At 39.7% G+C, this 24,309-nt stretch carries 24 protein-coding genes, 2 pseudogenes and 1 other annotated feature; of the genes and pseudogenes, 19 read left to right on the top strand and 7 right to left on the bottom strand.

The annotated features are described in order from the left end of the window. Nucleotides 1-338: 338 nt before the first annotated feature. Nucleotides 339-1,136, bottom strand: coding sequence for a peptidoglycan-binding protein (locus tag ACQKMH_RS21280; protein WP_427589400.1), 798 nt, complete (start codon nt 1,134-1,136; stop codon nt 339-341). Nucleotides 1,137-1,437: 301 nt separating this feature from the next. Here ACQKMH_RS21280 and ACQKMH_RS21275 point away from each other — a divergent pair, with 301 nt between their 5' ends. The 8 genes and pseudogenes from ACQKMH_RS21275 (at nt 1,438) to ACQKMH_RS21240 (ending at nt 7,601) form a co-directional block, all read left to right on the top strand. After that, nucleotides 1,438-2,088, top strand: a complete 651-nt coding sequence (locus ACQKMH_RS21275; RefSeq protein WP_427589595.1) for an HAD family hydrolase — start codon at nt 1,438-1,440, stop codon at nt 2,086-2,088. Nucleotides 2,089-2,322: 234 nt separating this feature from the next. Then, nucleotides 2,323-2,934: pseudogene (locus ACQKMH_RS21270) on the top strand (cupin domain-containing protein); the annotation flags it as partial. An 801-nt stretch (nt 2,935-3,735) separates the two neighbouring features. After that, nucleotides 3,736-4,239, top strand: coding sequence for a GNAT family N-acetyltransferase (locus tag ACQKMH_RS21265; protein ID WP_427589399.1), 504 nt, complete (start codon nt 3,736-3,738; stop codon nt 4,237-4,239). Nucleotides 4,240-4,285: 46 nt separating this feature from the next. Further along, the gene (locus tag ACQKMH_RS21260; RefSeq protein ID WP_427589398.1) at nt 4,286-4,525 is read left to right on the top strand and encodes a hypothetical protein; all 240 of its coding nucleotides are present in this window, start codon (nt 4,286-4,288) and stop codon (nt 4,523-4,525) included. A gap of 89 nt (nt 4,526-4,614) precedes the next feature. Continuing rightward, nucleotides 4,615-5,013, top strand: a complete 399-nt coding sequence (locus tag ACQKMH_RS21255) for a hypothetical protein (protein ID WP_427589397.1) — start codon at nt 4,615-4,617, stop codon at nt 5,011-5,013. Between the two features lie 129 nt (nt 5,014-5,142). Next, nucleotides 5,143-6,075: an ABC transporter ATP-binding protein gene (locus ACQKMH_RS21250; RefSeq protein ID WP_427589396.1), complete on the top strand. Its 933-nt coding sequence runs from the start codon at nt 5,143-5,145 to the stop codon at nt 6,073-6,075. Continuing rightward, complete coding sequence (locus ACQKMH_RS21245; RefSeq protein WP_427589395.1) at nt 6,075-7,031, top strand: ABC transporter permease; 957 nt, start codon at nt 6,075-6,077, stop codon at nt 7,029-7,031. The genes ACQKMH_RS21250 and ACQKMH_RS21245 overlap by 1 nt, the downstream gene beginning before the upstream one ends. 366 nt (nt 7,032-7,397) lie before the next feature. Then, nucleotides 7,398-7,601 (top strand): zinc ribbon domain-containing protein, encoded by a 204-nt coding sequence (locus tag ACQKMH_RS21240; RefSeq protein WP_207440333.1) that lies wholly within the window; start codon nt 7,398-7,400, stop codon nt 7,599-7,601. Between the two features lie 68 nt (nt 7,602-7,669). Here ACQKMH_RS21240 and ACQKMH_RS21235 read toward each other — a convergent pair whose 3' ends face one another. Further along, nucleotides 7,670-8,536: a LysR family transcriptional regulator gene (locus ACQKMH_RS21235; protein WP_427589394.1), complete on the bottom strand. Its 867-nt coding sequence runs from the start codon at nt 8,534-8,536 to the stop codon at nt 7,670-7,672. A gap of 143 nt (nt 8,537-8,679) precedes the next feature. Between ACQKMH_RS21235 and ACQKMH_RS21230 the strand changes: the two genes are divergently transcribed. Beyond that, the gene (locus ACQKMH_RS21230) at nt 8,680-9,813 is read left to right on the top strand and encodes an NADH-dependent flavin oxidoreductase (protein WP_427589393.1); all 1,134 of its coding nucleotides are present in this window, start codon (nt 8,680-8,682) and stop codon (nt 9,811-9,813) included. Between the two features lie 40 nt (nt 9,814-9,853). Continuing rightward, nucleotides 9,854-10,750, top strand: coding sequence for a DMT family transporter (locus tag ACQKMH_RS21225; RefSeq protein WP_427589392.1), 897 nt, complete (start codon nt 9,854-9,856; stop codon nt 10,748-10,750). A 34-nt stretch (nt 10,751-10,784) separates the two neighbouring features. Here ACQKMH_RS21225 and ACQKMH_RS21220 read toward each other — a convergent pair whose 3' ends face one another. Beyond that, complete coding sequence (locus tag ACQKMH_RS21220; RefSeq protein WP_427589391.1) at nt 10,785-12,083, bottom strand: LysM peptidoglycan-binding domain-containing protein; 1,299 nt, start codon at nt 12,081-12,083, stop codon at nt 10,785-10,787. Nucleotides 12,084-12,776: 693 nt separating this feature from the next. Between ACQKMH_RS21220 and ACQKMH_RS21215 the strand changes: the two genes are divergently transcribed. The 3 genes from ACQKMH_RS21215 (at nt 12,777) to argS (ending at nt 16,457) form a co-directional block, all read left to right on the top strand. Then, nucleotides 12,777-13,808 carry a fatty acid desaturase gene (locus ACQKMH_RS21215; RefSeq protein ID WP_427589390.1) on the top strand — a complete coding sequence of 344 codons (1,032 nt, stop codon included), beginning with the start codon at nt 12,777-12,779 and terminating at the stop codon, nt 13,806-13,808. A gap of 88 nt (nt 13,809-13,896) precedes the next feature. Beyond that, the gene (locus tag ACQKMH_RS21210; protein WP_427589389.1) at nt 13,897-14,442 is read left to right on the top strand and encodes a response regulator; all 546 of its coding nucleotides are present in this window, start codon (nt 13,897-13,899) and stop codon (nt 14,440-14,442) included. Between the two features lie 83 nt (nt 14,443-14,525). Further along, nucleotides 14,526-14,744, top strand: a binding site (T-box leader). A 33-nt stretch (nt 14,745-14,777) separates the two neighbouring features. Beyond that, the gene (gene argS / locus ACQKMH_RS21205; protein WP_427589388.1) at nt 14,778-16,457 is read left to right on the top strand and encodes an arginine--tRNA ligase; all 1,680 of its coding nucleotides are present in this window, start codon (nt 14,778-14,780) and stop codon (nt 16,455-16,457) included. Between the two features lie 179 nt (nt 16,458-16,636). Here argS and ACQKMH_RS21200 read toward each other — a convergent pair whose 3' ends face one another. The 3 genes and pseudogenes from ACQKMH_RS21200 to ACQKMH_RS21190 all read right to left on the bottom strand — a co-directional run bounded on the left by ACQKMH_RS21200 (nt 16,637) and on the right by ACQKMH_RS21190 (nt 18,488). After that, on the bottom strand, nt 16,637-17,011 hold the full coding sequence (locus ACQKMH_RS21200; protein ID WP_427589594.1) for an SET domain-containing protein: 375 nt from the start codon (nt 17,009-17,011) through the stop codon (nt 16,637-16,639). A 51-nt stretch (nt 17,012-17,062) separates the two neighbouring features. Beyond that, nucleotides 17,063-18,142, bottom strand: a pseudogene (locus tag ACQKMH_RS21195) (CotH kinase family protein); the annotation flags it as partial. A gap of 151 nt (nt 18,143-18,293) precedes the next feature. Continuing rightward, nucleotides 18,294-18,488 (bottom strand): hypothetical protein, encoded by a 195-nt coding sequence (locus ACQKMH_RS21190; RefSeq protein WP_427589387.1) that lies wholly within the window; start codon nt 18,486-18,488, stop codon nt 18,294-18,296. 286 nt (nt 18,489-18,774) lie between these two features. Between ACQKMH_RS21190 and ACQKMH_RS21185 the strand changes: the two genes are divergently transcribed. The 6 genes from ACQKMH_RS21185 (at nt 18,775) to hxlB (ending at nt 24,070) form a co-directional block, all read left to right on the top strand. Then, nucleotides 18,775-19,809 (top strand): LacI family DNA-binding transcriptional regulator, encoded by a 1,035-nt coding sequence (locus ACQKMH_RS21185; RefSeq protein ID WP_427589386.1) that lies wholly within the window; start codon nt 18,775-18,777, stop codon nt 19,807-19,809. A gap of 84 nt (nt 19,810-19,893) precedes the next feature. Continuing rightward, a complete protein-coding gene (locus tag ACQKMH_RS21180; RefSeq protein ID WP_427589385.1) occupies nt 19,894-20,664 on the top strand; it encodes a sugar phosphate isomerase/epimerase family protein in 771 nt (256 codons plus the stop codon). Further along, nucleotides 20,651-21,607: a sugar kinase gene (locus ACQKMH_RS21175; protein ID WP_144529916.1), complete on the top strand. Its 957-nt coding sequence runs from the start codon at nt 20,651-20,653 to the stop codon at nt 21,605-21,607. Before ACQKMH_RS21180 ends, ACQKMH_RS21175 begins: the two co-directional genes overlap by 14 nt. Continuing rightward, complete coding sequence (locus ACQKMH_RS21170) at nt 21,604-22,893, top strand: MFS transporter (RefSeq protein ID WP_427589384.1); 1,290 nt, start codon at nt 21,604-21,606, stop codon at nt 22,891-22,893. The genes ACQKMH_RS21175 and ACQKMH_RS21170 overlap by 4 nt, the downstream gene beginning before the upstream one ends. Next, entirely contained in the window at nt 22,890-23,522 is a 633-nt protein-coding gene (hxlA, locus tag ACQKMH_RS21165) for a 3-hexulose-6-phosphate synthase (RefSeq protein ID WP_427589383.1), read from the top strand. The genes ACQKMH_RS21170 and hxlA overlap by 4 nt, the downstream gene beginning before the upstream one ends. Next, nucleotides 23,519-24,070 (top strand): 6-phospho-3-hexuloisomerase, encoded by a 552-nt coding sequence (hxlB, locus tag ACQKMH_RS21160; RefSeq protein WP_144529919.1) that lies wholly within the window; start codon nt 23,519-23,521, stop codon nt 24,068-24,070. The genes hxlA and hxlB overlap by 4 nt, the downstream gene beginning before the upstream one ends. A 147-nt stretch (nt 24,071-24,217) precedes the next feature. Here hxlB and ACQKMH_RS21155 read toward each other — a convergent pair. Continuing rightward, nucleotides 24,218-24,309 (bottom strand): hypothetical protein (locus tag ACQKMH_RS21155; protein WP_397330413.1); only part of this gene is annotated, 92 nt, incomplete at its 5' end.

Below are 24,309 nucleotides of genomic sequence, written 5' to 3'. Positions count from 1 at the left end.
TATTGATTGGGATGTAAAGCCAACCCTCTAATTGAAAAGGGGAGCTTAGGAGTTTTTTCAACAAATCATCGGGCAGCATTTCCTTGTACAAAACGTATGGGATAGGTTGAAGAAGGCCGTAAAATTAAGGAATTTAAGATGAGCGAAAGTGAAATACGTTGACGACATCATTATGGACAAATGGGTTTGAGTGTTTTTAATATATGCCGTAATAGGAAACTCCCAATCTATCAGAAGCAAATGGAAAGAGCATGCATTGAATCATTATCCATACATGCTCTTTCTGTTTAGTTATGTATTTGTTTTATCATAAAGCTAAGCTATGGTTCTGTGATGCATCATTTGATTATTTTTACTTTCACTTGCTTTCTTCCCCATGTTAAAGCATCTGATTCTTTTGCGATGAATACATCGATTCTGTTTCCTTTGATGGCGCCGCCCGTGTCTGCAGCGATGGCTTGTCCGTAGCCTTCGACTTCTACGATGGATCCTAGTGGGATCACGTTCGGATCGACTGCTATCAGTTTGGCATCATCATATTTTTTTAAGTCAACGCCCATTCTTGTAGTGCCTGAACATCCCTCGCAGCTCGCTGTATAAGCTGTACTTGTGACCGTAAGTTCTTTAACGGATGAGCTAGCTAAACTAGCCTTATCTTCCAATTTACTGAGGGTCCGTGCACCGGCTATTCCATCAGCCGATAATCCCTTTTGCTTTTGAAAATTCATAACGGCTTGCTTTGTACTTTGACCATAAATGCCATCGATTGTTGATGTGTAAACATTCCAGGTTTTCAATAGTCTTTGCAGTTCAGCTACAGGTCTCCCCATATCCCCGCTTTTCAGTACCTGTATTTTCTGATTCGTTTTTGTTCCTGCTATTCCATCTACTTTCAGTCCTGATTTTTCCTGAAACTTCTTAACGGATTCTTTAGTAATCGGTCCGAAGTAGCCTGTTGCTTCATGATAGGGGAAAACCCCTTTTGTCAGTAATAATTCTTGTAAGTCTTTTACATCACCATTACTCATTCCAAATGAAAGTGTGCGATCCAAAGCTGCGGCTTCGCCTTCAGTTGGCATGCAAACTCCTAGAATGAATACAGAAGCCGTTAGGATCGTTAATAAAATTTTCTTCATGTTTATCCTCCTCGTTGTTTCCTGCAATTAAACCATTCGTTAAACGATCACTCTTTTAGGCGCAGTTAAGGAAAAACAGCGCGAAGGCACTAAGGAATTGTTAAAACATGTAACAGAAAGAAAAGAAATGAGGCGGAGATCGGGTTACCTTGTCCTTAGTAATTAGCGAATTATGGATTCTATCAATAAGAATCGGGCTTCACTTAAACGAACGAAATCGTTTTTTTTACAAAGGGCATTCATTCATGTACGTTTAAGTTAATAGAAATTGATTTCACGGTTAAAGGAGGAAATTATTTTGATTAAAGCAGTTATTTTCGACTTTGATGGTTTAATTTTAGACACAGAAACGGTTTGGTATGAGGCATATAAAGAAACGATGGCTTTTTATAAATCTGATTTGCCTCTCGAACATTTTGTTAAATGTATCGGGACGGATAATATTGAACTTAATCAGTACTTCAAGGAACAGCTGGGGGAAAGTTATAATATTGAAGAAATTGAATCCAGAGCAAAAAGCCTCCATGAAGTAAAAATGAAAACATCACAGGCACGAGAAGGTGTAAAGGACTATTTAGAAGAAGCAAAAAAATCTGGATATAAAATCGCCCTCGCTTCAAGCTCGAAAAAAGAGTGGGTCACTCATCATTTGGGGGAACTCGGACTGTTACACTATTTTGAAGTGATTATCACAGGCGATGAAGTTGATAAAGTAAAACCAGCGCCAGATTTGTATGTATTGGCAATTGAAGTCCTAGGCATCCAGCCCACAGAAGCCGTAGCATTTGAAGATTCTTTAAATGGTCTCCAAGCGGCCCTGACTGCTGGATTAAAATGTGTAATCGTACCAAATCCCGTGACGGAAGCTTTAGCTTTTGAAAATCATCATTTACGCCTTCGATCGATGATGGATAAGAGTTTGACTGATGTTATAAAACTTATGGAGCAATAAGGTATTTAAGAAAATCACTTATATGATTATTATAAGATTTTAGATCAGTACAATTTGAATGGAAAACCATTCAAATTTGGCTTTAGTAAAATAACGGAGTAGCTATTTTATCGTGCTTAAACCAACGCCGAAGATGTTAGAGTCTTCGGTTTTCCTTTTTTTATCACGGTTCTGTTTCCTTAACATAGGATGAAATTGATGAATATACCCAACTAAAGAATGGAGTTGTTCTATATGCCAACCTCTTATATGGATTACACAGCACTGAGCACCCAATATTTTGCAGACGTCAATAAAAACCGATTAAATACACGGAATCATGAAAATTACATTAACCGATTGGGAAGGGATGTTTTAAATACACTTGGTGAAGTTTCCCTTCTTGATATCCACTTAAGTAAAGGACGTGTCGTTGAACCGCATTACCATCAAAATGCAGCTGAACTTGTTTATTGCATTTCGGGTTCAGCGACAGTGTCATTAATTAACCCCTTTAATAATCAGGTTATAAATATCCCAGTCCAGCCGGGGCAAGTCGCAAATATCCCTCAAGGGTGGTGGCATTGGGAAGAAGCTTCTGAAGATGGGACCCACCTAATAGCAATCTTTGATGCTCCATATCCGGAATACATCTTGGGGTCAGATATCCTGACGAAAACCCCAATTGAAGTGCTTGCGCATACTTATTGCTTAAATCCCGAAAAATTAAAAGAAACACTAAAACCTTTGCACGGGCAGACCATCGTCATCGGACCAACTGATGAATGCGTAGCTGAAAAAAGCCAACAAGCAGGGGTGGATACCGAAAGTTCCAGCATGAATAACCACTATATGAGCAGTCAGCATATGAATAATCATTCAATCAACAACCAACATATGAACAGCCAACCGATGAGAAATCAATATATGGGTAATCAATATATGAGTAACCAGCATATGTACAATCATCCAGTGAGCGATCAACATGTGAGCTATCATCCTTATTCTGATCACCATTATTCCTATCCAGCCGAATCTCCACAGGTAAACTATACAAACCCTTACTACGGGTATCGGCCATAACCTAGCTATTTAGGTCAGACAGTCAGCAAGGAGCGACTGTCTTTTTTTATAGGGAATAGGTTTGAACGTATAAAATCTCCTGAGAAAACATGAGACACTAAGAATATGGCTTTCAAATTACAGACAGCTTGTATGAATGGTATATTTAGATGAAAGATAAGGAAATTAGTGTCCCCTTAGAAAAGAGAGTGAATAACCCGTGTAGGTATCCTAGTTGAATTCAGTTGAAAATAGGAGCGGAAAAGCGATGATGGAATTCTTCATGGAAATAATTTCTTCCTTTATTTATTTCGGTGATGACTCATTACATACAAAAAAAATAGATAGAAATATAAAATCATTAAAGCGGAATAAATGGTTTAATGATTTATATGAAGAGGAAAATTATCACCGCCTTTTTTTTGTTAATAAAAGGGTAAGAAAGTTTTTACAAAGCAATTTCCGCGTAAAGCGTCTTGTTAATAGGAAAAAGGATCAGAGGAAATTTCTAATGTTCTTAAATGAACAGTTAAAGAGAAGTAAGGAATCCAGGGTGAAGGATCCCTTTATAAAAGATAAAAAATAATGAAGGAGTGTGCAGTTTTTATGGGATTCCTTGTGAACGAAGGAGAAGTCCAGCTACGGGTGGTCAAGAAGAGTGATCTTCCAACCTTTTTCGAACAGCAATTGGATACGTCTGCAAACTATATGGCTGCATTCACATCAAAAGATCCAACAGACAAAGTGTCTTTTTTGACCCACTGGAAGAATATCTTAGCGAACCGGGATATTTTGAAAATGACCATACTATATAACGGGTGCGTTGCAGGCAACATTCTACAATTTGAACAGTTTGGTAACCCAGAAGTGAGTTACTGGATTGGAAAGGAACATTGGGGTAAAGGAGTTGCTACAGAGGCACTGCTCCTTTTTTTGCCGGAAATAAAAGTTCGTCCTCTTTATGCACGGGCTGCCAAGGATCATATTGCATCTATTCGGGTGTTGGAAAAGTGTGGATTTGAAAGATTCGATGAGGACAAGGGGTATTCCCATGCAAGAGGTCGAGAGGTAGGAGAGTTCATTTTGAAACTTGATCCTCTAAAAAGATAAGAGTCAAACAACATCGTTTAATTTGTGAGGAAAAGGGTGACATCGAATGGGATTTAAGATTTTTTCCATCATTTTCATTTTAAGCGGTCTTTTTGTAATGTGGTTCGCCGTTTTTGGTAAAAAGAAAGAGATCAAAGAGTTCGGCACAGGAATACCAACGAGTATCATTGATTTTGTTGTAATGATGATATATATGCTTTTTCCTCCTTTTATTAGAAGGATTATTCTTTTTGCTTTAGGGCTAGCCATTTCTATTGGTTTTACCTATGTGTTGCTTTTCATATGAACGAACCTTATAAGTTCCATAAATAATGAAACTTTATACTTTCAAAGTCGTATGAAAAGGTAACGATAAATAGGAGATGTTGCTGAACGATGAAAAAAGTCATGTCCGGAATATTGATAATGGGAATGATGGCAGCGGCAAGTTATTTTCTAGTTATTAAGCAAGAAGGATTCAACATTAAAGTCAAAAATCACACGGATGAAGACATATCAGGATTACATTTGTCTTATGATCATATAAATTCTGATATTAACATTCCTTCTATCCAGCCAGGCAAAGAATATAAGCTGAATGTAACGCCAACTGAGGACTTTACCGAGAGCTCCATGATATTGCACTATAAGGATAGGGAAGGGAAGCTGCATACAGAATCTATCATTGGCTATTTTGAAAAGGGGTATGTCGGAAAGGCGATCATCACCTTGGAATCGATGGATAAGAATGGTGAAATACAAATGACAGTAAAGGATGATACTAAAATCTATTGATCGCAACGGACGTTACAACACCTATGTTATATCTCGAAATGGAAAAATATCAATATAGCAATTTTATGCAAATTATGGTAATGTTTAAATTGTGTGATTTTGGAAAATATATAAAAAGGAAGGTATTATATGTCTGAAACGGTTCTTAAGGTTCAATCCTTAACTAAAAAAATTGGAAAAGCAACCATTGTAGACAATGTTAGCTTTGAAATAAAAAGCAATGAAATATTTGGTTTGCTTGGTCCGAATGGGGCTGGTAAAACCACGATCATTCGGATGATCACAGGTCTTATCAATCGCACGGGCGGCTCTGTCATGATCAATGGTAGTGACCTTGATAAAGACTTCGAAGGTGCGATGAATCAATTGGGGGCCATCGTTGAAAATCCTGAATTTTATAAGTACATGACAGGCAGGAAGAATATCCTCCATTATGCTCGTATGTCATCCAATGAGATTACCAATGAGAGAATAGAAGAGGTCATAAAGCTTGTCAAATTGGATCATGCCATCGATAAGAAGGTTAAAACCTATTCATTGGGAATGCGTCAGCGCCTTGGTGTAGCACAGGCCATTTTACATAAACCTTCTTTATTGATTTTTGATGAACCGACAAATGGCTTGGATCCACAAGGAATTCGTGAGTTTCGTGATTATTTGAAAGTACTGGCAAGTGAAGGCGTCGGGATACTGATTTCATCCCATTTACTATCGGAAATGCAATTGATGTGTGATAGTTTTGCCGTTATCGAAAAGGGAAAACTGATACATACGAAAGAGCATATTGTAGATGAAAAAGTCGAGGCGATCAATGAGGTTTCATTCACTGTCAGTGATGGGGAGCTAGCTAAAAAAATCCTTAAAGAACAGTTTAAGGATATTTCGATTCTTAAGTCTGATTCGAAGACAATCTCCGTATCAGCAACACGTGAACAAACGGCCGATATAAACAGGAGTTTTAATGGCAATCAGCTGGATGTCTATGAAATAGGCATTACTAGAAAATCACTGGAAGATAAATTCTTCGAAATTACTGAGCAGGAAATGAGGGAGTCTGTATGATGTCCTTAGTAAAAAATGAATGGATGAAAATCTTTTCAAAAGTATCAACTTATATATTTATCGCATTTCTTTTATTGGCAGCTTTAGGGGCTGCAGTCATCGATTTGAAACTTAGTCCCGAGGGATCGAGTAAAGATTGGAAGCAAGAGTTAAAGGCAGATATACAAGAACAGCAAAAGGCATTGGAAGCTAAGGATATCAGTGAAGATGAAAAAGCCATGATCATGGAAGAGATTAATCTCAATAAGCAACTTTTAGCTGATAATATAAACCCTGACTTAAACACGAATTGGACCTATATGGCGGAATGGACGACATCATTAACATCATTTGTCACTTTATTCGTCGTTATTGTTTGCAGTTCGCTCGTTTCCTCGGAATTTTCGGATGGTACCATAAAACAACTGTTGATCAGGCCTTATAAACGTTGGAAGATTCTACTTTCCAAATATATTACTTCCCTGTTATTTGCAGCGTTATTGCTTGCGAGTCTAGTTATTTTCAGTTATCTAATCGGAATCATATTCTTTGGCAATGGCTCGTATTCAGACAAAATTATGGATCCAGCATCTTTCGGTGAATTCAGTCCGGTGGTAGTCGGCGATTATTTCGTAGACATGATCGTTTACTGGATACCAGGATTCTTAGTCATCACGACCATCGCTTTCATGTTAAGCACATTATTTAAAAACCAAGCACTTGCAGTAGGTATATCCATTTTCATCCTATTTGCTTCTTCGACATTAAATATGGTCATTCAATCATTCATCGGTAAATACGAGTGGTTAAAATTCGTCTTATTCCCGCACCTTGATTTAAGGGGCTATATTTCCGGAACCATGGAAATGTTCGATGGAGCTACCCTTGGATTTTCAATGAGCGTACTTGTTGTCTATTATCTTATCTTTTTAGCGTTAACGTTCTTCTTCTTCCAGAAAAAAGATATTACGAATTAAATAGAGGGAACGACCGAAATCAGTGGCTGATTTCGGTTTTTCTTTGGTTTGCACGCACAGAAATTCGGCAAACGTGTTGAAAAATTCGACCTACGCGCTAATAATTCGACCTATATGCTGATAATTCGTCCTATACTTCGGTAATTCGACCTATACATGGAATAATCCGACCTACGTGCCGATAACCATAAAATCTAATCGTAATAAAAAAGGCAGCCAATAAAAACAGTACTCAATAAAATTTACATATTTCGGAACTAGTTCCGAAACCATTTATCACTTTATCCGTATATTTCATTATGAACGGTGCTGGGAAGCTCCGGTATTTATAGGCGTTATTATTTATAGATTGGGAGATGAAGGATCATGAATGAAAAAGGATGCATGAAATGCGGAAGCAATGATGCTGCTAAGAAGGATGTAGCCATGACAGGAACAGGATTGTCAAAAATGTTCGATGTCCAGAATAATCAATTTACGGTTGTGTATTGCAAGCAGTGCGGTTATTCGGAGTTTTATAATAAGCAATCATCTGCAGGCAGTAATCTGCTGGATTTATTCTTTGGATGATCAATTGCACGAAAAGAATCCCCTTTTTCTGAAAAGGGGTTTCTTGTTATTTTCATAATGTCAGCTCATTACCCGATGAAATGGCCTTGAACGACTTTTGAAAATTCCTTTGCGACGGGTGAAAGGTTTTTGGATGATTTCATGACCAATCCAATCTCACGGGAAAGTTCCGGGTTCAAGGGCAGGCTTTGGAAACGTTCTGGTTTTTCCGGTAAAGCAAGATCGGGCATTATTGTGATGCCTAATTTTCCTGTTACCATTGATAGCACCGTTTGATTGTCTTTCATATCGTATGAAATGTTTGGTTGGATCTTGGCTTCAAGAAATCTATCTTCTATGAGTGTTTCACAGCCAGATCGCAACATGATGAATGGTTCATCAACGAAATCTTCTAGGTTAATTACGGTTTTCCCTGAAAGTGGATGGCCTTCGTATACGACAGCTGATAAAGGATCTGTTAGCAGATGGATGAATTCAACGTTCTTCACTGGTTTGGCTGCAAAGCCGATGTCCACTGTTCCTTCTTCGATCCATTTTAAGATTTCGTCATATCCCCCTTCATAAATCTGCAAATCAATATTAGGGAATTTTTCTTTAAAGGTAGAGAATAGCTGCGGTATGAATCTGGCAGTGAAGCTTGGAAAACTGCCAATCGTTATTTTTCCGATATCCATTCCATTCACAGCTGCAATCTTTTGTTCGATATGTGCAAGGTTGGCAGCGATGGCCCGCATATGTGGAATTACCTGTTCTCCCGCAGTCGTGAGTGTTATACCCTTTCGATCGCGTTTTAATAAAGTCACACCAAGCTCCGTTTCAAGCGCTGTCATGTTATGGCTCACCCCTGATTGAGTCAGTCCGATCCGGTCTCCCGCTTTCGTAAAACTTCCGTGTTCAACAACATGTAAAAAGACTTCCAGCTGAAAAAAATTCATATGGCCCACACCTTTCTTCTGTTATTGATTTGATTATACATGAGAAACTCTAATTCAAGTGATGAAAAACATTCATTTTACTTATGGTAAGGCCGAGAATACAATAAAATTACAAAAATAAAATACGAATGGGTGATGGAAACATGATGAAACGGAAATACGAGCAAATTTTTTCACCGTACACGCTTACGAATGGAACGGTTCTTAAAAATAGGATTGTAGTTGCACCCATGACCACTTATTCAGGTCAAGAGGATGGCTTGGTTTCTGACGAGGAGCTAGCTTACTACAGAAGAAGGGCGGATGGACCTGCCATGTTCATTACTGCCGCTGCCGCCATTTCCCCTGTTTCTACAAGCTTTCCACGGCAAATGAAAGTATATGATGAACAAAGCATCGCTGGACTCACACAGCTTTCAAAAACGATTAAATCAAAAGGTGCAAAAGCCATTCTCCAGCTTCATCATGGCGGAAGCGAGAGCCTTCCAAGCTGTATAGGCGGAGAAAAAATGGTTAGTCCGAGTGGCATCATTGCAAGCGTTTATAAAGAAATGGGCGGGGAATACATTCCAAGGACAATGAGTCACACTGAGATTCTATCCACTATTCAAGACTTTGGAAGAGCCACCCGCCATGCCATTCGTTCAGGGTTCGACGGTGTGGAAATCCATGGTGCGAATGGTTATCTCCTTCAGCAGTTTTTCTCCCCACACTCAAACAGAAGGAAAGATCAATGGGGTGGGAGTTTAGAGAATAGAATGCATTTTCCACTTGCCGTCATCGGGGAAGTGAAGCGGATCCGTGATCTATACGCAGACAAAGATTTCATTATCGGGTATCGCTTCTCCCCTGAAGAACCCGAAGAGAATGGAATGAAAATGAATGACACAGCTTTATTGGTAGATAAATTGGCAAGCCAAGAGCTTTCCTATTTACATCTTTCCGTTAAAAATGTCTGGTCGATCCCTAGAAGTGGGGCTAACAGAGGATTGTCAAGGACAGAAATCTTCCGCAATATCATCGCCGGCAGAACAAGTTTCATTTCTCTCGGATCAATTCATACTCCTGAGGAAGCAAATGCTGTGCTTGAGAAAAATATACCGCTTTTCGCATTAGGAAGAGAATTACTGATGGAACCGGACTGGGCCACCAAAATAAAGGAAGGTAGGGAAGGCGAGATCATGACAACCTTGCCGCGCGAAAGCAGGTGTACATTAGTGATTCCAGACCAAATGTGGGCGAATATCATCACTCGTGACGGCATGCCCGAGAAATGATATTATGAATAAAATGGTAAATTTCATGAGGGGAAATTAAATGAATAAAATAGCACTTCTTCAACTGTCTCTAGCCATGACAATCTTTGGTTCTGTCGGTTTTTTTTCAGAGCTCTCAGGACTTCCTGCATTGGAATTGGTTTTTGTTCGCTGCATTTGTGCTGCGATATTCTTATGTGCAGCATGGATGATTACAGGACATTTCAAGAACGAAATTTGGAATTTCAGAGAGGTAATGCTCAGCATTTTCTGCGCCATGTCCAACTTGTTAAACTGGATATTCCTCTTTAAATCTTTCGAACTGATATCCGTGACAATTGCTATTTCAATCTATCATATAGCCCCGATCATTGTACTCATCATAGGGAGCTTCATCTTCAGGGAGAAAATGAGTTTATTCTCCCTCCTGGCAATTGCACTTTGCTTCATTGGCACATTATTCATTATGGGAACAGATGGATTCCGATCATCAACTCCTGAATGGGAAGGTATCATTTATGGAATCATTGCTGCATTTTTCTACGCGGCAACCATGCTTTTAGGAAAGAGCATTACAAAGACCAGTGTATTTGCCACCACTTTTCTGCAAATGTTCATTGGATTTCTATTACTGCTTCCTTTTGTCGATTTTTCAGTATATACAACGCTAAAATCTTCCGAATGGTATTATACGGTACTAACTGGCATCATCCATACAGGCGTCGTGTATCTTCTGTTTTTTTATAGTATCCGCCACTTGCCTACAAATGTAGTATCTTTCATGATTTTTGTGGATCCGGCAGTGGCCATCCTTTTGGATATTCTGCTTTCAGGATTTCAACCGGACAGGATTCAAATCTTGGGTATTTCATTGATATTTATTGGGGTGCTCTATTCACTTAAGACGACAGGACCGACTGAAAATGATGTCATGCAAAAAAGGCCGCACACCATGTGAGGCCTTTTTTCTTTATATAATAATAGGTATCAATCTATTGATTAAAATGATAGACATCCCAAATGTCAGGGGTTTCTGATCCAATGTACCAAGCAGATACACCGCCTAGATGATTTTGTTTGACCAGGTCAATACGGAGCTTCATCGATTTTTTATCTTCTATCCATATTTGATGCTTTTTCCCTTTGGAAGTATACTCCACGTAATTTTGTTGGGTCTTTTTATCCCATACCTTTTTAAGCTTATGAGATGAAATGATTTTGTTGACCTCAGCCATGGTACGGTCATGACTTTTCACTTTTTTGGTCGATAAATCGGTTACCCATTCTCTCGTATAAAATGGTACAGCCAATATGATCTTATGGGCAGGAACTTCTTTCATTAAAAGCTTCGTTCCTTCTTTGATCCAAGGTAACGAGGAAACGGATCCGGCTACTGGGCTCCCTCCCCAATGTTCGTCATAACCCATTATGATTATATAATCCGCTATTTTACCAAGAGCTTTCCTATCAAGACTTTTTGACCAAAAAGGGTCTTCATTTTCTCGGGTGACATCCACAGATACTTTAATTCCATGCGGTTTTAGTGCCTTTTTTAGTTCGCCTATGAAAAGTACAAAGTCCTTCTTATTTTTTGGATCGATGTTTTCAAAATCTACATTTATTCCATCACTTTTAGTTTTAACAAGCGAATCACGTAAAGCTGAAACTAATTTCTGGCGTTTTTTAGTATTGCCTAGTATAGAACCTGTTAAAACAGGGTCGAATTGATTACCGATAAGTTGCCAAACTTGTTTTCCTTGTTTATGAGCGGATTGAACGTAATTCGTATCTACAGAAGCGGAAACGAAATTACCGGAATCCTTCAGCGTATAGGAACGAGGAGATACTACATTTAAATTGGGTTGTTTAAGTTGTTGGGTGTAGTTTTCTTTCGATCCATTATGCTTCCAGCCCATGACGATAAGGCTTTGCTTCTTTTTTTGAAGTAGAGATTTCTTTATCCATCCCTTTTTACCACCAAGCAATTGAACCTGGTAGTAATAATCGGGAATCTTCAATTTTTGACCAACTTTAAGGGTAACTGTTCGTAAGTTATTTAATTTCGTCAAATCACTTGTAGTTACCTCATATTTAGAAGAAATCTTCCATAATGTATCTCCTGATACAACCTTATGAACCTTATATTTTTGGGGAATCTTCAGGTTTTGGCCAACAGTAATTTCCAAAGAGGTTAATTTGTTTTCTTTCTGTAACTCACTTACTGAAACTCCATATTGATTTGCTACTTTCCATAATGTGTTTCCAGTTTTTACTTTATGTATAATAGGCATCGCAGAATCCCCAACGACAGAAGAAGTGATGGGAAACTCCTCGCCCTTTTTTAAGGTCTTTAGTATAGTGGAACCTAGTTTAGGAGAACTATAAACCTTTGTAGTGCCCGCTTTAACAGAACCAATGTAAAGGGTATTACTTGATGCTTTACCACTGGTTGGAAAGAGACAAATACAAAGAAGGCAGAACATAATAAGACATCCAAAGAATTTTTTCACTATTATTTTATTCTCCTTAAATATTGTCAATTTTAACTTTACTAGTTTACTATGAGGACTCGCTATAAAATAGAGGTACTTTGTGGAAAGGGATTTTTTAACTCTCTCCAGTGTAGGTTGAATTAATCCGCGGATGTAGGATGGAATATTCGTGCGGGAGACGAATGATCTTGGGTGTAGGACGAATTATTCTGCATAGGATGGTTAATTTGTTAGATTTATACCTTATATGACGAAGGGGAGTAACATTTTGCATGACAGTTTTATGATTGTAATGTATGGGCAAATAATCGGATTTTAACCGATTAAAAGAGCCAGTCTTGGCCTTTTTTTATTTTTTGGTAGGGTTTTCCGTTGAAAATACTTGTACATGACATTTGTCATCTTCTAGTCATGACACCTGGTACTAATAATATCAGGGTGTTTTCCTTATAATATGAAATAACGACAAATAAAAGGAAGTGCAATTGACTAATGACCGTGCAAAATACGAAAAACTTGAGAAAACAAATTGCTCCTTTTGAACAATCAACGACAAAGGAAAGTATATGGCAGATCATCAATACCTTGGGGCCGTTCATTATTTTATGGTACCTAGCATATATAAGTCTTTCCGTTTCTTATTGGTTAACGTTAGTTCCAGCTGTGTTGGCTGCTGGTTTCTTGACAAGAATATTCATTATTTTCCATGATTGTACGCATCATTCATTTTTCAAAAGCCGCCGTGCGAATAGAGTAGTCGGTACGATCATGGGTGTTTTGACTTTATTCCCGTTTGATCAGTGGGGACATGAGCATTCTGTGCATCACGCAACAAGCGGTAATTTGGATAAGCGGGGTACAGGGGATATTTGGACCCTAACGGTGGATGAATATTTGGCTGCACCGCTTAAACTTCGTTTTGCCTACCGTTTTTATCGCAATCCATTGGTTATGTTTGGTTTGGGACCAATTTATGTTTTCCTTCTTAAAAATAGATTTAACCGGAAAGGTGCTAGAAAGAAGGAAAAAATGAATACGTATTTGACGAATGCATTAATCGTTGTTTTAGTGGCATTGCTTTGCCTGGCAGTAGGCTGGCAGTCGTTCCTTCTGGTACAAGGTTCCATTTTCATGATTTCTGGTTCAGTGGGCATTTGGCTGTTTTACGTCCAGCACACATTTGAGGACTCTTATTTCGAAGAAAATGAGGAGTGGGAATATGTGTTAGCAGCAGTGGAAGGTAGTTCTTTTTATAAGCTCCCAAAACTCATGCAGTTTCTTACTGGGAATATCGGTTACCATCATGTTCACCATTTAAGTCCAAGGGTACCTAACTATAAACTGGAAAATGCACATAATAATACAGAGCCTTTAAAGAACGTACCAACGATTACTCTTGCTACAAGCTTACAGTCGCTCCGTTTCCGCTTGTGGGATGAGAAAAACAAGAATTTTGTGGGCTTTAAAGACTTAAAGTATTTAACGAAAAAAAGTGTTTCCGTTCAAGTGAAATCTGAACTATAATTTTTCCATTCCAGACTCTCTTCATAATCCTAGGATTTGGGGGAGTCTTTGCTTCATATAAGCGATTCGATAAAGGAGAGAACTTAAAATGATTCGAGTTGTCATTGCAGAGAATCAGGAAATGCTGTTAGAGGCAATTAGTTCTCTACTCAATCTTGAAGAAGATATAGAAATTGTCGGGAAAGCCAGTAATGGAGACGAAGCAATTGCTCTTATACATCGTTTACAGCCGGATATTTGTATTATGGATATGGAGATGCCTGTAAGGAGCGGACTTGAGGCTGCCGAAGCTTTGAAGTCATTTGAGTATAAAGTAATCATTTTAACGACTTTTCGAAGAACTGGTTATTTTCAGCGTGCTTTAAATGCCAATGTAAGCGGCTTTTTATTGAAGGATAGCCCAAGTGACGAGTTAGCCTGCTCGATTCGCGGCATAATGGACGGCAAGCGAATATACTCGCCCGAGCTTATTGATGATGCTTCAAACAATAAACAACGGGAAATGGGAGTGTTAGGTCTGTTAGCCAATGGTCAAACCACAATTGAACCATCTGATCGGCCAAGTAACACAATTGGGACCGTAAGAAAATATTTTTCCACCATCAAGGAAAAAATGAAGTTACCAGCAGGTTAGGGATGAACATTCTTTATAGAAGTTCATCTATATGATGTTGACACGTTTTTTTAAATTGTGTACTATAAATTAAATTATATATTGAAAATTCTGTGATAAAGAGAGTAGTTCATTATGAAATGGAAAGCGAGTTAGGGATGGTGTGAGCCTAATGCAGGACAAATGAATGAAGCGCACTTTGGAGAAATTTCTTGAAACGTTAAGTAGAGAACATCGGGGAGTCACCTCGTTAACAATGGAAAGTGGTCACAATTTGTGGCAACTAGAGTGGTACCACGGGAATCTATGCTCTCGTCTCTTATTTAGAGACGGGAGCTTTTTTGTTTAGGAGGGAAATGACGATGAATAAACCAATTGCAACATTAATATCAACTGCATTACACAATGAATTGCCAGCAAGTGAAATAGAAAAATTAATGGAAAAGCCAAAATTCACGGAATTAGGGGATGTTGCATTTCCATGCTTCACCCTTGCAAAAAAACTAAGGAAATCACCTCAAGTGATTGCGGCTGAAATAGCCCAACAATTAAACAGTAATTTGATTCAAGAAGTGAACGTAGTGGGCGGTTATGTAAATATCTTCGTCAATCAACAGAGGGTGACAGAAAATGTGCTGCAAACCATATTAAGTGAAAAGGATCAGTATGGTTCAAAGCAGCCTCTACAAGAGAATGTCGTGATTGACTATTCATCCCCGAATATTGCTAAGCCGTTTTCCATGGGGCACTTACGCTCAACAGTCATAGGGAATGCACTGGCTAACATCGCTGAAAAAAATGGCTACAATGCCGTGCGTATTAATCATTTAGGGGATTGGGGCACGCAATTTGGTAAATTGATTGTCGCTTATAAGCTGTGGGGAGACAAAGAGGCAATCGAAGCTTCCCCGATTCAAGAATTATTGAAAATTTATGTGAAGTTCCATGAAAGAGCAGAAACGGATGAATCGTTGAACGAACAAGCACGGGCTAGCTTCAAATCACTTGAGGATGGAGATGAAGAAGCACGCGCGTTATGGAAATGGTTCAGGGATGCGTCTCTAAAAGAATTTGAAACGATTTATGATTTATTAGGCATTCGTTTTGATTCCTATGCAGGCGAAGCGTTTTACAATGACAAAATGGAAGCTGTTGTCGAGGAACTAAAAGAAAAAGGCTTACTTACCTTATCCGAAGGAGCCTATGTTGTGGAAATGGAAGATATGCCTCCTTGTTTGATTACAAAAACGGACGGGGCGACACTGTATGCCACACGTGATTTAGCAGCAGCCATGTATCGTAAAAAACATTATGATGCGAAGAAGACATTTTATGTTGTAGGAAACGAACAATCACTTCACTTTAAACAGCTTTTTAACGTCATTGAGAAAATGAAGTATGATTGGTCAAAAGATTTACAACACGTAGCTTTTGGCATGATGTTAAAAGACGGTAAGAAAATGTCGACACGTAAAGGGAAAGTTGTGCTGCTTGCTGATGTATTGGCAGAGGCAATTGAAACAGCGAAGCGCAATATTGAAGAAAAAAATCAAGCGCTTGAACAGAAAGAAGTGGTTGCGAAGCAGGTCGGTGTCGGAGCGGTAATCTTCAATGATTTAAAAAATTATCGCATGAACGATATTGACTTTTCATTAGAGCAAATGATGAATTTTGAGGGGGAAACAGGACCATATGTGCAGTACACCTTTGCACGAATTTCATCATTGCTTGAAAAAGGTGAATTTAGGGAACAGGCAATCCAATTTGATGCATTAGGAGAGTATGCGTGGTCTGTCGTCCAACTGCTTGAGCAGTTCCCGATCATTGTTCAAAAATCATTTGAACAAGCAGATCCATCACAAATAGCGAAATTCAGCTTGCAGTTATCACGTGCATTCAATAAGTATTATGCACATACGAAAGTTTTAGTCGATGATGAGTGGAAACAAATGAAGCTTTCGTTCGCTTTTTGCGTAGCCATTGTATTAAAGGATGCGCTAAGGTTATTAGGAATTTCAGCGCCAAAGAAAATGTAAAGTTAACATGCCCGTGCATACCGAATAGGTGCAATAACGTTTATAAAACTGTATACAAAAATCACAAAAAAGAATCCATTTTGATCTTCCTTTTTCAAAATGGATTCTTTTAATTCTATTGAAGCAATTTTTATTACAATGCAGCATTTTTAAAGTAGAAGTGAAAAGGGATACATTCACTATTCGATGACATCAAACCATAAAGCGGATTTATCATCAATTTCCCCGTTGTAATTGATCGTGATCTCGTCGCCGGCCTTTATATCTTTATGTGCATAAAAGTCTATCGTTAAATCTTCTAAATTATTATCGAACGTCGCATTCGGAGTGTATGAATGATTGAATAGCGATCCATTTCCTAAGGCAATGGCAGTATCTTCGTCCCCCCAATGAAAACAGTGATAAAAGAGTGATGTTTTCTTTAAATATTTCCAATCGCTTTTCGGTGAAAAGATGACAGGTGAGGCCTCAATGAGTTCATCCTTTTTAATATCCCTTGTCGCATATATGCCCCTGCCATATTTCCCTGTATTTTTAATGCAGATTGGTGACACGGCCTCAATTGCTTTTTTCCATTCCTGCTTGGCTTTCAGTTTTGTATCATCTAGGTCACCAAGGTGCTTATTTAAGTAATCACTTCGTTTGCGAATGAATTCGAAGATGAATTCCGGCTCTTTGTCGAATAGATCAACCTTATTCTTTTTATATGGATCAAGAAGGATGTGTGGGCGTATACCCTGGTGCAGTGATAATACTTTATTTTCCATATGATCCACGGTGAATGTGGTTTCCATTGTTTCAACCAAGAGGTCTTTGTAGAACTTACGGTATTCAGGAACCCTCAAGAGCAGATTATTAAGGTGATTTGTCTGTTTTCCTCCAATAGGGACATATGTGTGCTCCATGATCCCGCCACTGACTTTGCGTCCCCAAGTGGCATCGTAATCCCAAGGAATGATTTCAAATAACTTCGTTTCACTATTACGGTATAGTGCATAATTATGAGTAAAACCATCGTTATTCATGGTGCAGACGGCTCCCACCAGCCAGTGTAAGTATTTATGGATATCAAGATGCTGCGAGATTACTTCTGGAAATTTTGCAAGAGGGGTGGTATTGATTTTTTTGATCAATTCAATAAGGAATTCATCGTCGTCAGGTTTACCAAACGCCTGTTTATAGCCTGACACAAGGGATTCTTTAGCTTTCCCATCCCTTTCCAATGAAAAGTTTGCATGATTGTTGACTGCATAATAAATGGGGCCTGCAGGAAGCCCTCTTTTTTCTAAAAAAAACTCATCGACAGAATCCAATTGTAAATAAACGCCTTTACAAGAGCCATTTCGGTATAAATTGATATGCTGGCTATTAGGGGAAAGAACTCCAAGGTCCTGGAAGAAATCGAGTGAGAGTTTATTGCGGATGAGGGAAGGATCTCTGTATTCTGCATTGAGATGGATTTTATGGGCGTCAAAGAATCTTTCTGGCTCGATGAAATCAATCCAATAGGATCTTTTCCGGAATTTACGGGTATAAGAGCCCCGATAGGCAATATCGATATCAAAAATGTCGTTTTCCACTTTCAAATAAGCGGGAATGGAATCATTACTCCATACGTCCGCACGTAAATTTTCTAAATCTTTTTCTTCTATCGTTAAGAAATAAGATGGAATATGATAAGACATACACTCACCTTCCTCTCTTCTATAAGCTGTTTTATGGCAATCCAAAATGATTTTGAGCAGGGTATTTTTCGTTTGAAATTACATCGGTATGAATAAAAAATTCAACTTGATCAATCGGAGAATGATCAAGTTGAACCATGATAAGATTTAACTATCTTCTTCTTTTTTTTCCACTACCAGTGGATGTACTTGAAGTAGAAGTAGAAGTTGAAGTTGAAGTGCTACCAGTAGATTTATGTCCAGTGGATTTACTTCCACTGTGGCTATGGCTGCTACTATGGCTGCTACTATGGCTTCCACTGCTGCTGCCAGATGAGCCGCCTTTTCCTTTTTTCCCTTTCGGCATACAAACCCCTCCTTTATTAAGGTTAATTTTATGATATGCAGTATCGCACATACTTGAGCGTCAGTTAATGACAAACGGGCTAATAAAAATAGTGGAGACGGGATTCGGAGGGGGGCCTGATGACAAGAGATTTATAGAATGGATGAGCGGACCGGAAGGAAAGCTCTTTTTCCTGATTTTAAATCAAAAGGCAGGAATATGAATAAAACGATTGACATTCATTGGTAATGTGTTAATATTTATAAAAAATGGAACCGGTTCCAAAATTCGCGAATGGATGAATGAAATGATTAAACGAGAAAATTCAAAAGTTACAATTTACGATGTCGCTAGAGAAGCGGGGGTTTCCAAGACTTCTGTTTCCCGCTATTTAGGGGGGAGATATAATGAACTCTCTGACAAAACACGTAAGAAAATCGAGTTGGCAATCAACCAAATGGAGTACCGTCCAAACACCATGGCCAGAGGGCTCAAAAGCAATAAGAGTTATTTGATTGGAATCATCGTGGCGGACATCAACAATCCATATACGACGGCCATCCTTAGGGGGGCTGAAGATATATGCAGCCAAAATGGTTATAATCTGATGATTTGCAACTCGGATAATAACCCGGAGAAGGAAAGAGGATATTTCGATATGCTTCTATCCCATCGAATCGACGGGCTTATTATTCATACGACTGGTGGAAATCACGACATGTTAAAACAGATGCAAGACCAAAAGACACCGATCATCCTGCTGGATCGGAAAGTGCCCGATCTTGAAATTGATACTGTAGGATTGGATAATATCCAGGCGACTACACAAGCGGTCAATTATCTGGTTGGCCAAAATTATGAGAAAATTGCGTTTTTCAGCGAACCAGCAAGCAAGGTTAGCACGAGGTATGAACGGCGGCTTTCCTTTCAGCAAACATTGATGAGCCACAGTCATCCAAGTTCAAAAGATGTGTATGAGGTAAATGTCGACGATTTACATGATGTCGAGTCAAAGCTCCAGCATTTTTTAGATGATTCTGAAGGTGTATCACGTGTGATATTGACTGCAAATAGCGTGGTGCTATTAAAGTTAATTTTACTTTTACAAGAAAAGAAATTGGCGGTACCTAGAGATTTAGCGATGATGGGCTTTGATAATCCAGATTGGAGTGCCATTGTTTATTCGGGCATTACAACGATTGAACAGCCTACATACCAAATCGGGGTCGCCGCCATGGAAATGATTTTGCGCCGTATTAATGGACAAGTTTCCCCCGCCCAGACAATGGCGTATCAAGCGAAATTGAATGTAAGACAAACGACGCCTTATATACAGAAATAAGTCTTCTTAGCATGGAAGACTTTATTAATCACAAAAATGGTACCGGTACCATTTTGTGAGAACACATTCATTAGGAGGAATAATATGAAAGTCTTTGTATGCATGAATTCAATACCGATGGAAAGGGTTCAAACGCTCGGGCATCTTGAAATCATAAAAACAATTGCAAACGCTGGAGCAGATGGAATCGAAATCAGAAAAGAGCTATTGAGCCCGGATGATTCGTTGAAAGAATTGGGTACCCTCTGCAGGGAGCTTAACTTGGACATTTATTATTCCGCACCTGAATTCCTGATCGGATCTAACCTTCAAATGAATGAACAAGGCTTTAAGCAATTGGTTAGTGAAGCTGATGAACTCGGGGCAAAATTGTTAAAGCTGCCTCTAGGACACTACGACTTCACGGAAACGGATATGACTCAAGTGAAGGAGGTCTTGGCGAGAAATCTGCAAAATGGTGAATTAAAGATCACGATCGAGAATGATCAAACGCTTGGCGGTGGAAACGTAAATACAATCGCTCATTTCCTGAGCCGTACCGAAAAGTTGGATATTCCGATAGAATTGACGTTTGATACGGGCAACTGGCTGTATACAGAAGAGGTACCATTGAAGGCAGCACAAGAGTTAGCGAGATATGTAGCCTACATTCATTTGAAGCAAGTGAAGAGGGTGAAAGGGGAATGGGTGACAAAGCCGGTATCTATGCCGCTTCTGCCTGAGGTAATGGAGTTATTGGAAAGGTTTAGTGATACTTGTCCAGTAGCAATTGAATTCCCAGTAACCTTGGAAAATATAGAAACCTATATTTCACTTTTGAAAATGGAACAGGAGGTTAGCCATGAACGAGCTTAAAGTATTGACGATGGGAGAGGCAATGGCGATGTTCATAGCGGATGAGCCAGGGAGCCTTGAAGACTGCTTACGTTATGAACGTTATGTGGCAGGGGCAGAAACCAATGTAGCCATTGGCCTGTCAAGGTTAGGAATCAGAACGGCATGGATGAGCAAGGTGGGAGATGATTCATTCGGACGCATGATTTTGAAAACGCTCACAAACGAAGGCGTGGATGTAGCTCATGTTTTAGTGGATGCGCTCAATCCAACAGGATTCCAGCTGAAATCGAAGGTCGAGAAAGGAGATCCGGTCGTTGAATACTTCAGGAAGAATTCAAGCGCCAGTAAGATTTCCCTGGAGGATTTTCCGCTGGAGCGGCTTCCTATAACTAAGCACCTTCATTTAACGGGGATACCTCCAGCCATTTCCAGCAGTTTCAGAGAGTTGTCGTGGCAAGTCTTGAATCATATGAAACAAATGGGTGTAACGGTATCATTCGATCCAAATCTCCGTCCCTCACTTTGGTCGAATGAAAGGGAGATGATCAGCGTCGTCAATCGGTTTGCAGAGGAGGCTGATTGGCTGCTTCCAGGAATGCAGGAGGGTGAAATTCTTACGGGATACAGGAACAAAGAGGATATTGCCAGTTACTATCTCGAACGGGGGGTTAAGCTTGTGGTGATTAAACTCGGGGAAGAAGGTGCATATTTTGCGACAGAAAATGAAAGGAAAGAAGTTCCGGGTTTTGCTGTCACGAAAGTGGTCGATACGGTAGGAGCAGGAGATGGGTTTGCTGTCGGGGTAATCAGTGCATTATTGGAAGGCTCTTCATATGAAGATGCTGTTGTACGGGGAAATGCGATAGGAGCAAAAGCCGTGATGTCTTCTGGAGATCATGAGGGACTTCCTAATAGGGAAGAGCTAGAACACTTTATGAAAAAAGGAGTGCTTCAATCATGAAAACCTCTCAATTACAGGTTGCTTCAAGAAAAAGGTGGATGAGATTAATCCCCTTAGTGTTCATCACATACAGTCTTGCCTATCTCGACCGTGCCAACTATGGGTTTGGTGTAGCGGGAGGGATGGGGGAAGACCTTAATATCACAGCAGGTGTTTCTTCCTTTCTGGCTGCCCTGTTTTTCCTTGGTTATTTCTTTTTCCAAGTTCCTGGCGCACATTATGCAGAAAAGAAAAGTGCAAAGATTCTTATCTTCTGGAGCTTGATTCTCTGGGGAGGGCTTGCTACTTTGACAGGTATGGCAACAAGTGTGGCATGGCTCTATCCAATTCGATTCTTGTTAGGTGTTGTTGAAAGCGCTGTTATGCCCGCGATGCTCGTTTTCCTTAGCCATTGGTTCCTAAAAGAAGAACGTTCCCGGGCCAACACTTTTTTGATTCTGGGGAATCCTGTTACTGTATTATGGATGTCGATCCTTTCCGGTTACTTATTGAAGGCATTCGACTGGAGATGGCTGTTCATCATTGAAGGACTCCCAGCTGTCCTATGGGCGTTCATTTGGTATAAGGTCGTGAATGATCGTCCCAAAGATGCCAAGTGGCTCACCGATCAAGAAAAGAAAGATATGGAATCTGTCCTTCAAGAGGAACAGAGAGCATTAAAACCTGTGAAAAATTACAGAGAAGCTTTTAAGTCAAAGCAAGTCATCTTGCTCAGCATCCAATACTTCATGTGGAGCATTGGAGTATATGGATTTGTCATGTGGCTGCCGTCGATCATTAAGCAGGCGTCAAATATGGATATCGTGGCAACGGGCTGGCTTTCATCCGGACCTTACTTGTTAGCGGTCATTTCGATGCTGGCGTTATCCTATTTTTCGGATAAAACATTAAATCGGAAAACGTTCGTTTGGACATCGTTGCTTGTTGGGGCAATCGCATTCTTCGGCTCCTTCATGATCGGTACATCGAATTTCTGGCTATCATATGCGCTGTTGGTTATTGCTGGCGGTGCGATGTATGCCCCTTATGGACCTTTCTTTGCCATCATTCCAGAAATCCTTCCACGGAATGTGGCTGGCGGAGCAATGGCCCTGATTAATAGCATGGGGGCGCTTGGTTCATTTGTAGGTGCCTATTTCGTCGGATATTTAAATGGATTGACTGGAGGGCCTGGTGCATCCTATGTTTTCATGGCGGGATCTTTATTGATTTCAGCGGTACTCACATTGATGGTTAAAAAGCCAGCGGTTACATCAGTCATGCAAGTGGAGGTGGTTTCGTCATGATAATCCAGCTGGCATTGGACCGAATGAAGATGGAAGAAGCCATTGAAATGGCCCGAACAGTTGAATCCTCGGTTGACTGGATTGAAGTGGGCACTTCCCTAATAAAAGAGTTCGGCATGAATAGCATTAAAGAAATGAGAAATCATTTTCCTAATAAAAAAATCGTTGCAGACATGAAGACGATGGACAATGCGGCTTACGAAATGGATCTTTGCTTTCAAGGCGGGGCAAATGTAGCCACAGTGATGGGGGCTGCAACTGATGTAACCATCCAAAAATGCCTGGAAAAAGCACGTGAATACAAAGGGAGAATCATGATTGATTTATTGAATGTTTCCGATTCCCGGCTTGAACAATTACGGGTTTACAATCAGGCTATATTCTGTGAGCATGTAAGCAAGGATAGCCAGGAGAACACGGATCAAGTCATGATCAATATGAGAAATCATACTGGATTCATGCGAGCGGCAGCAGGGGGGATCACTCTTTCATCGTTGCCTGAAATGATCAGGAAGGGCCCGGATGTCATGATAATTGGTTCGGCAATCACAAAAGCAAAAGATCCAGCAGAAGCTGCCCGTCTTTTTAAGGAAACGATGAATAGAGAGAAAGGTGTGAATGAAGTTTGAAAAAAGAAATCGCGGTTATTTTAGAGGAAGTGAACGGTGTATTTCATAAAATGGATGAAGGGGCAACGGACTTGCTCCTAAAGCATTTGCAGTCGGAGACGAGGATTTTCATTGTAGGTGAAGGAAGGTCGGGCTTCATGGCTAAAGCCTTTGCGATGCGATTGATGCATCTTGGTTTGAATGTTTATGTAGTCGGGGAAACGATTACGCCTTCTATAGCAAAAGGCGATCTAATCATAGCCATCAGCGGGAGCGGCTCGACGAAGAGTGTGATTTCGGTTGCGGAAAAAGGCAGGGAAAATGGATGCAGGGTGATTTCCATCACTACGAATGATCAATCCGATTTAGCGCATGTTTCTCATGAGATCTTGTTGATTCCAGCTGCAACGAAAAATCGCTTGGAACATGAAACGAAAAGCATCCAGCCGTTAAGCTCATTGTTTGATCAGTGCGTACATGTTTTGTGTGATGCAGTATGCTTGGATTATTCATTAACCCAGTCCATAAGCCACGAGCTGACTTATTCCAAGCATAGTAATGTAGAGTGAAATATAGGCGGGTTCTCTTCATTGAGTGCCCGCCTTTTTTGTGCTTCATTAATCAATAAAAAAGAAGCCCTTTATCCGAGTGAAAACGGGAATAAAGGGCTTCTACCGCGGACATGTCAATGAATGCATGTCACATACTACAATAAATTAATAAGCCAAGCTGAATAGGGCTTTGATGTGTGATAAATAGCGAACATTACTTGCTTCTTTCATCAATGTAGCAGGCAGACCTTTAAGGG

Source organism: Peribacillus sp. NPDC097895, from assembly GCF_050277555.1.
Classification (GTDB): domain Bacteria; phylum Bacillota; class Bacilli; order Bacillales; family DSM-1321; genus Peribacillus.
This window is presented reverse-complemented; position numbering and strand designations above follow the sequence as displayed.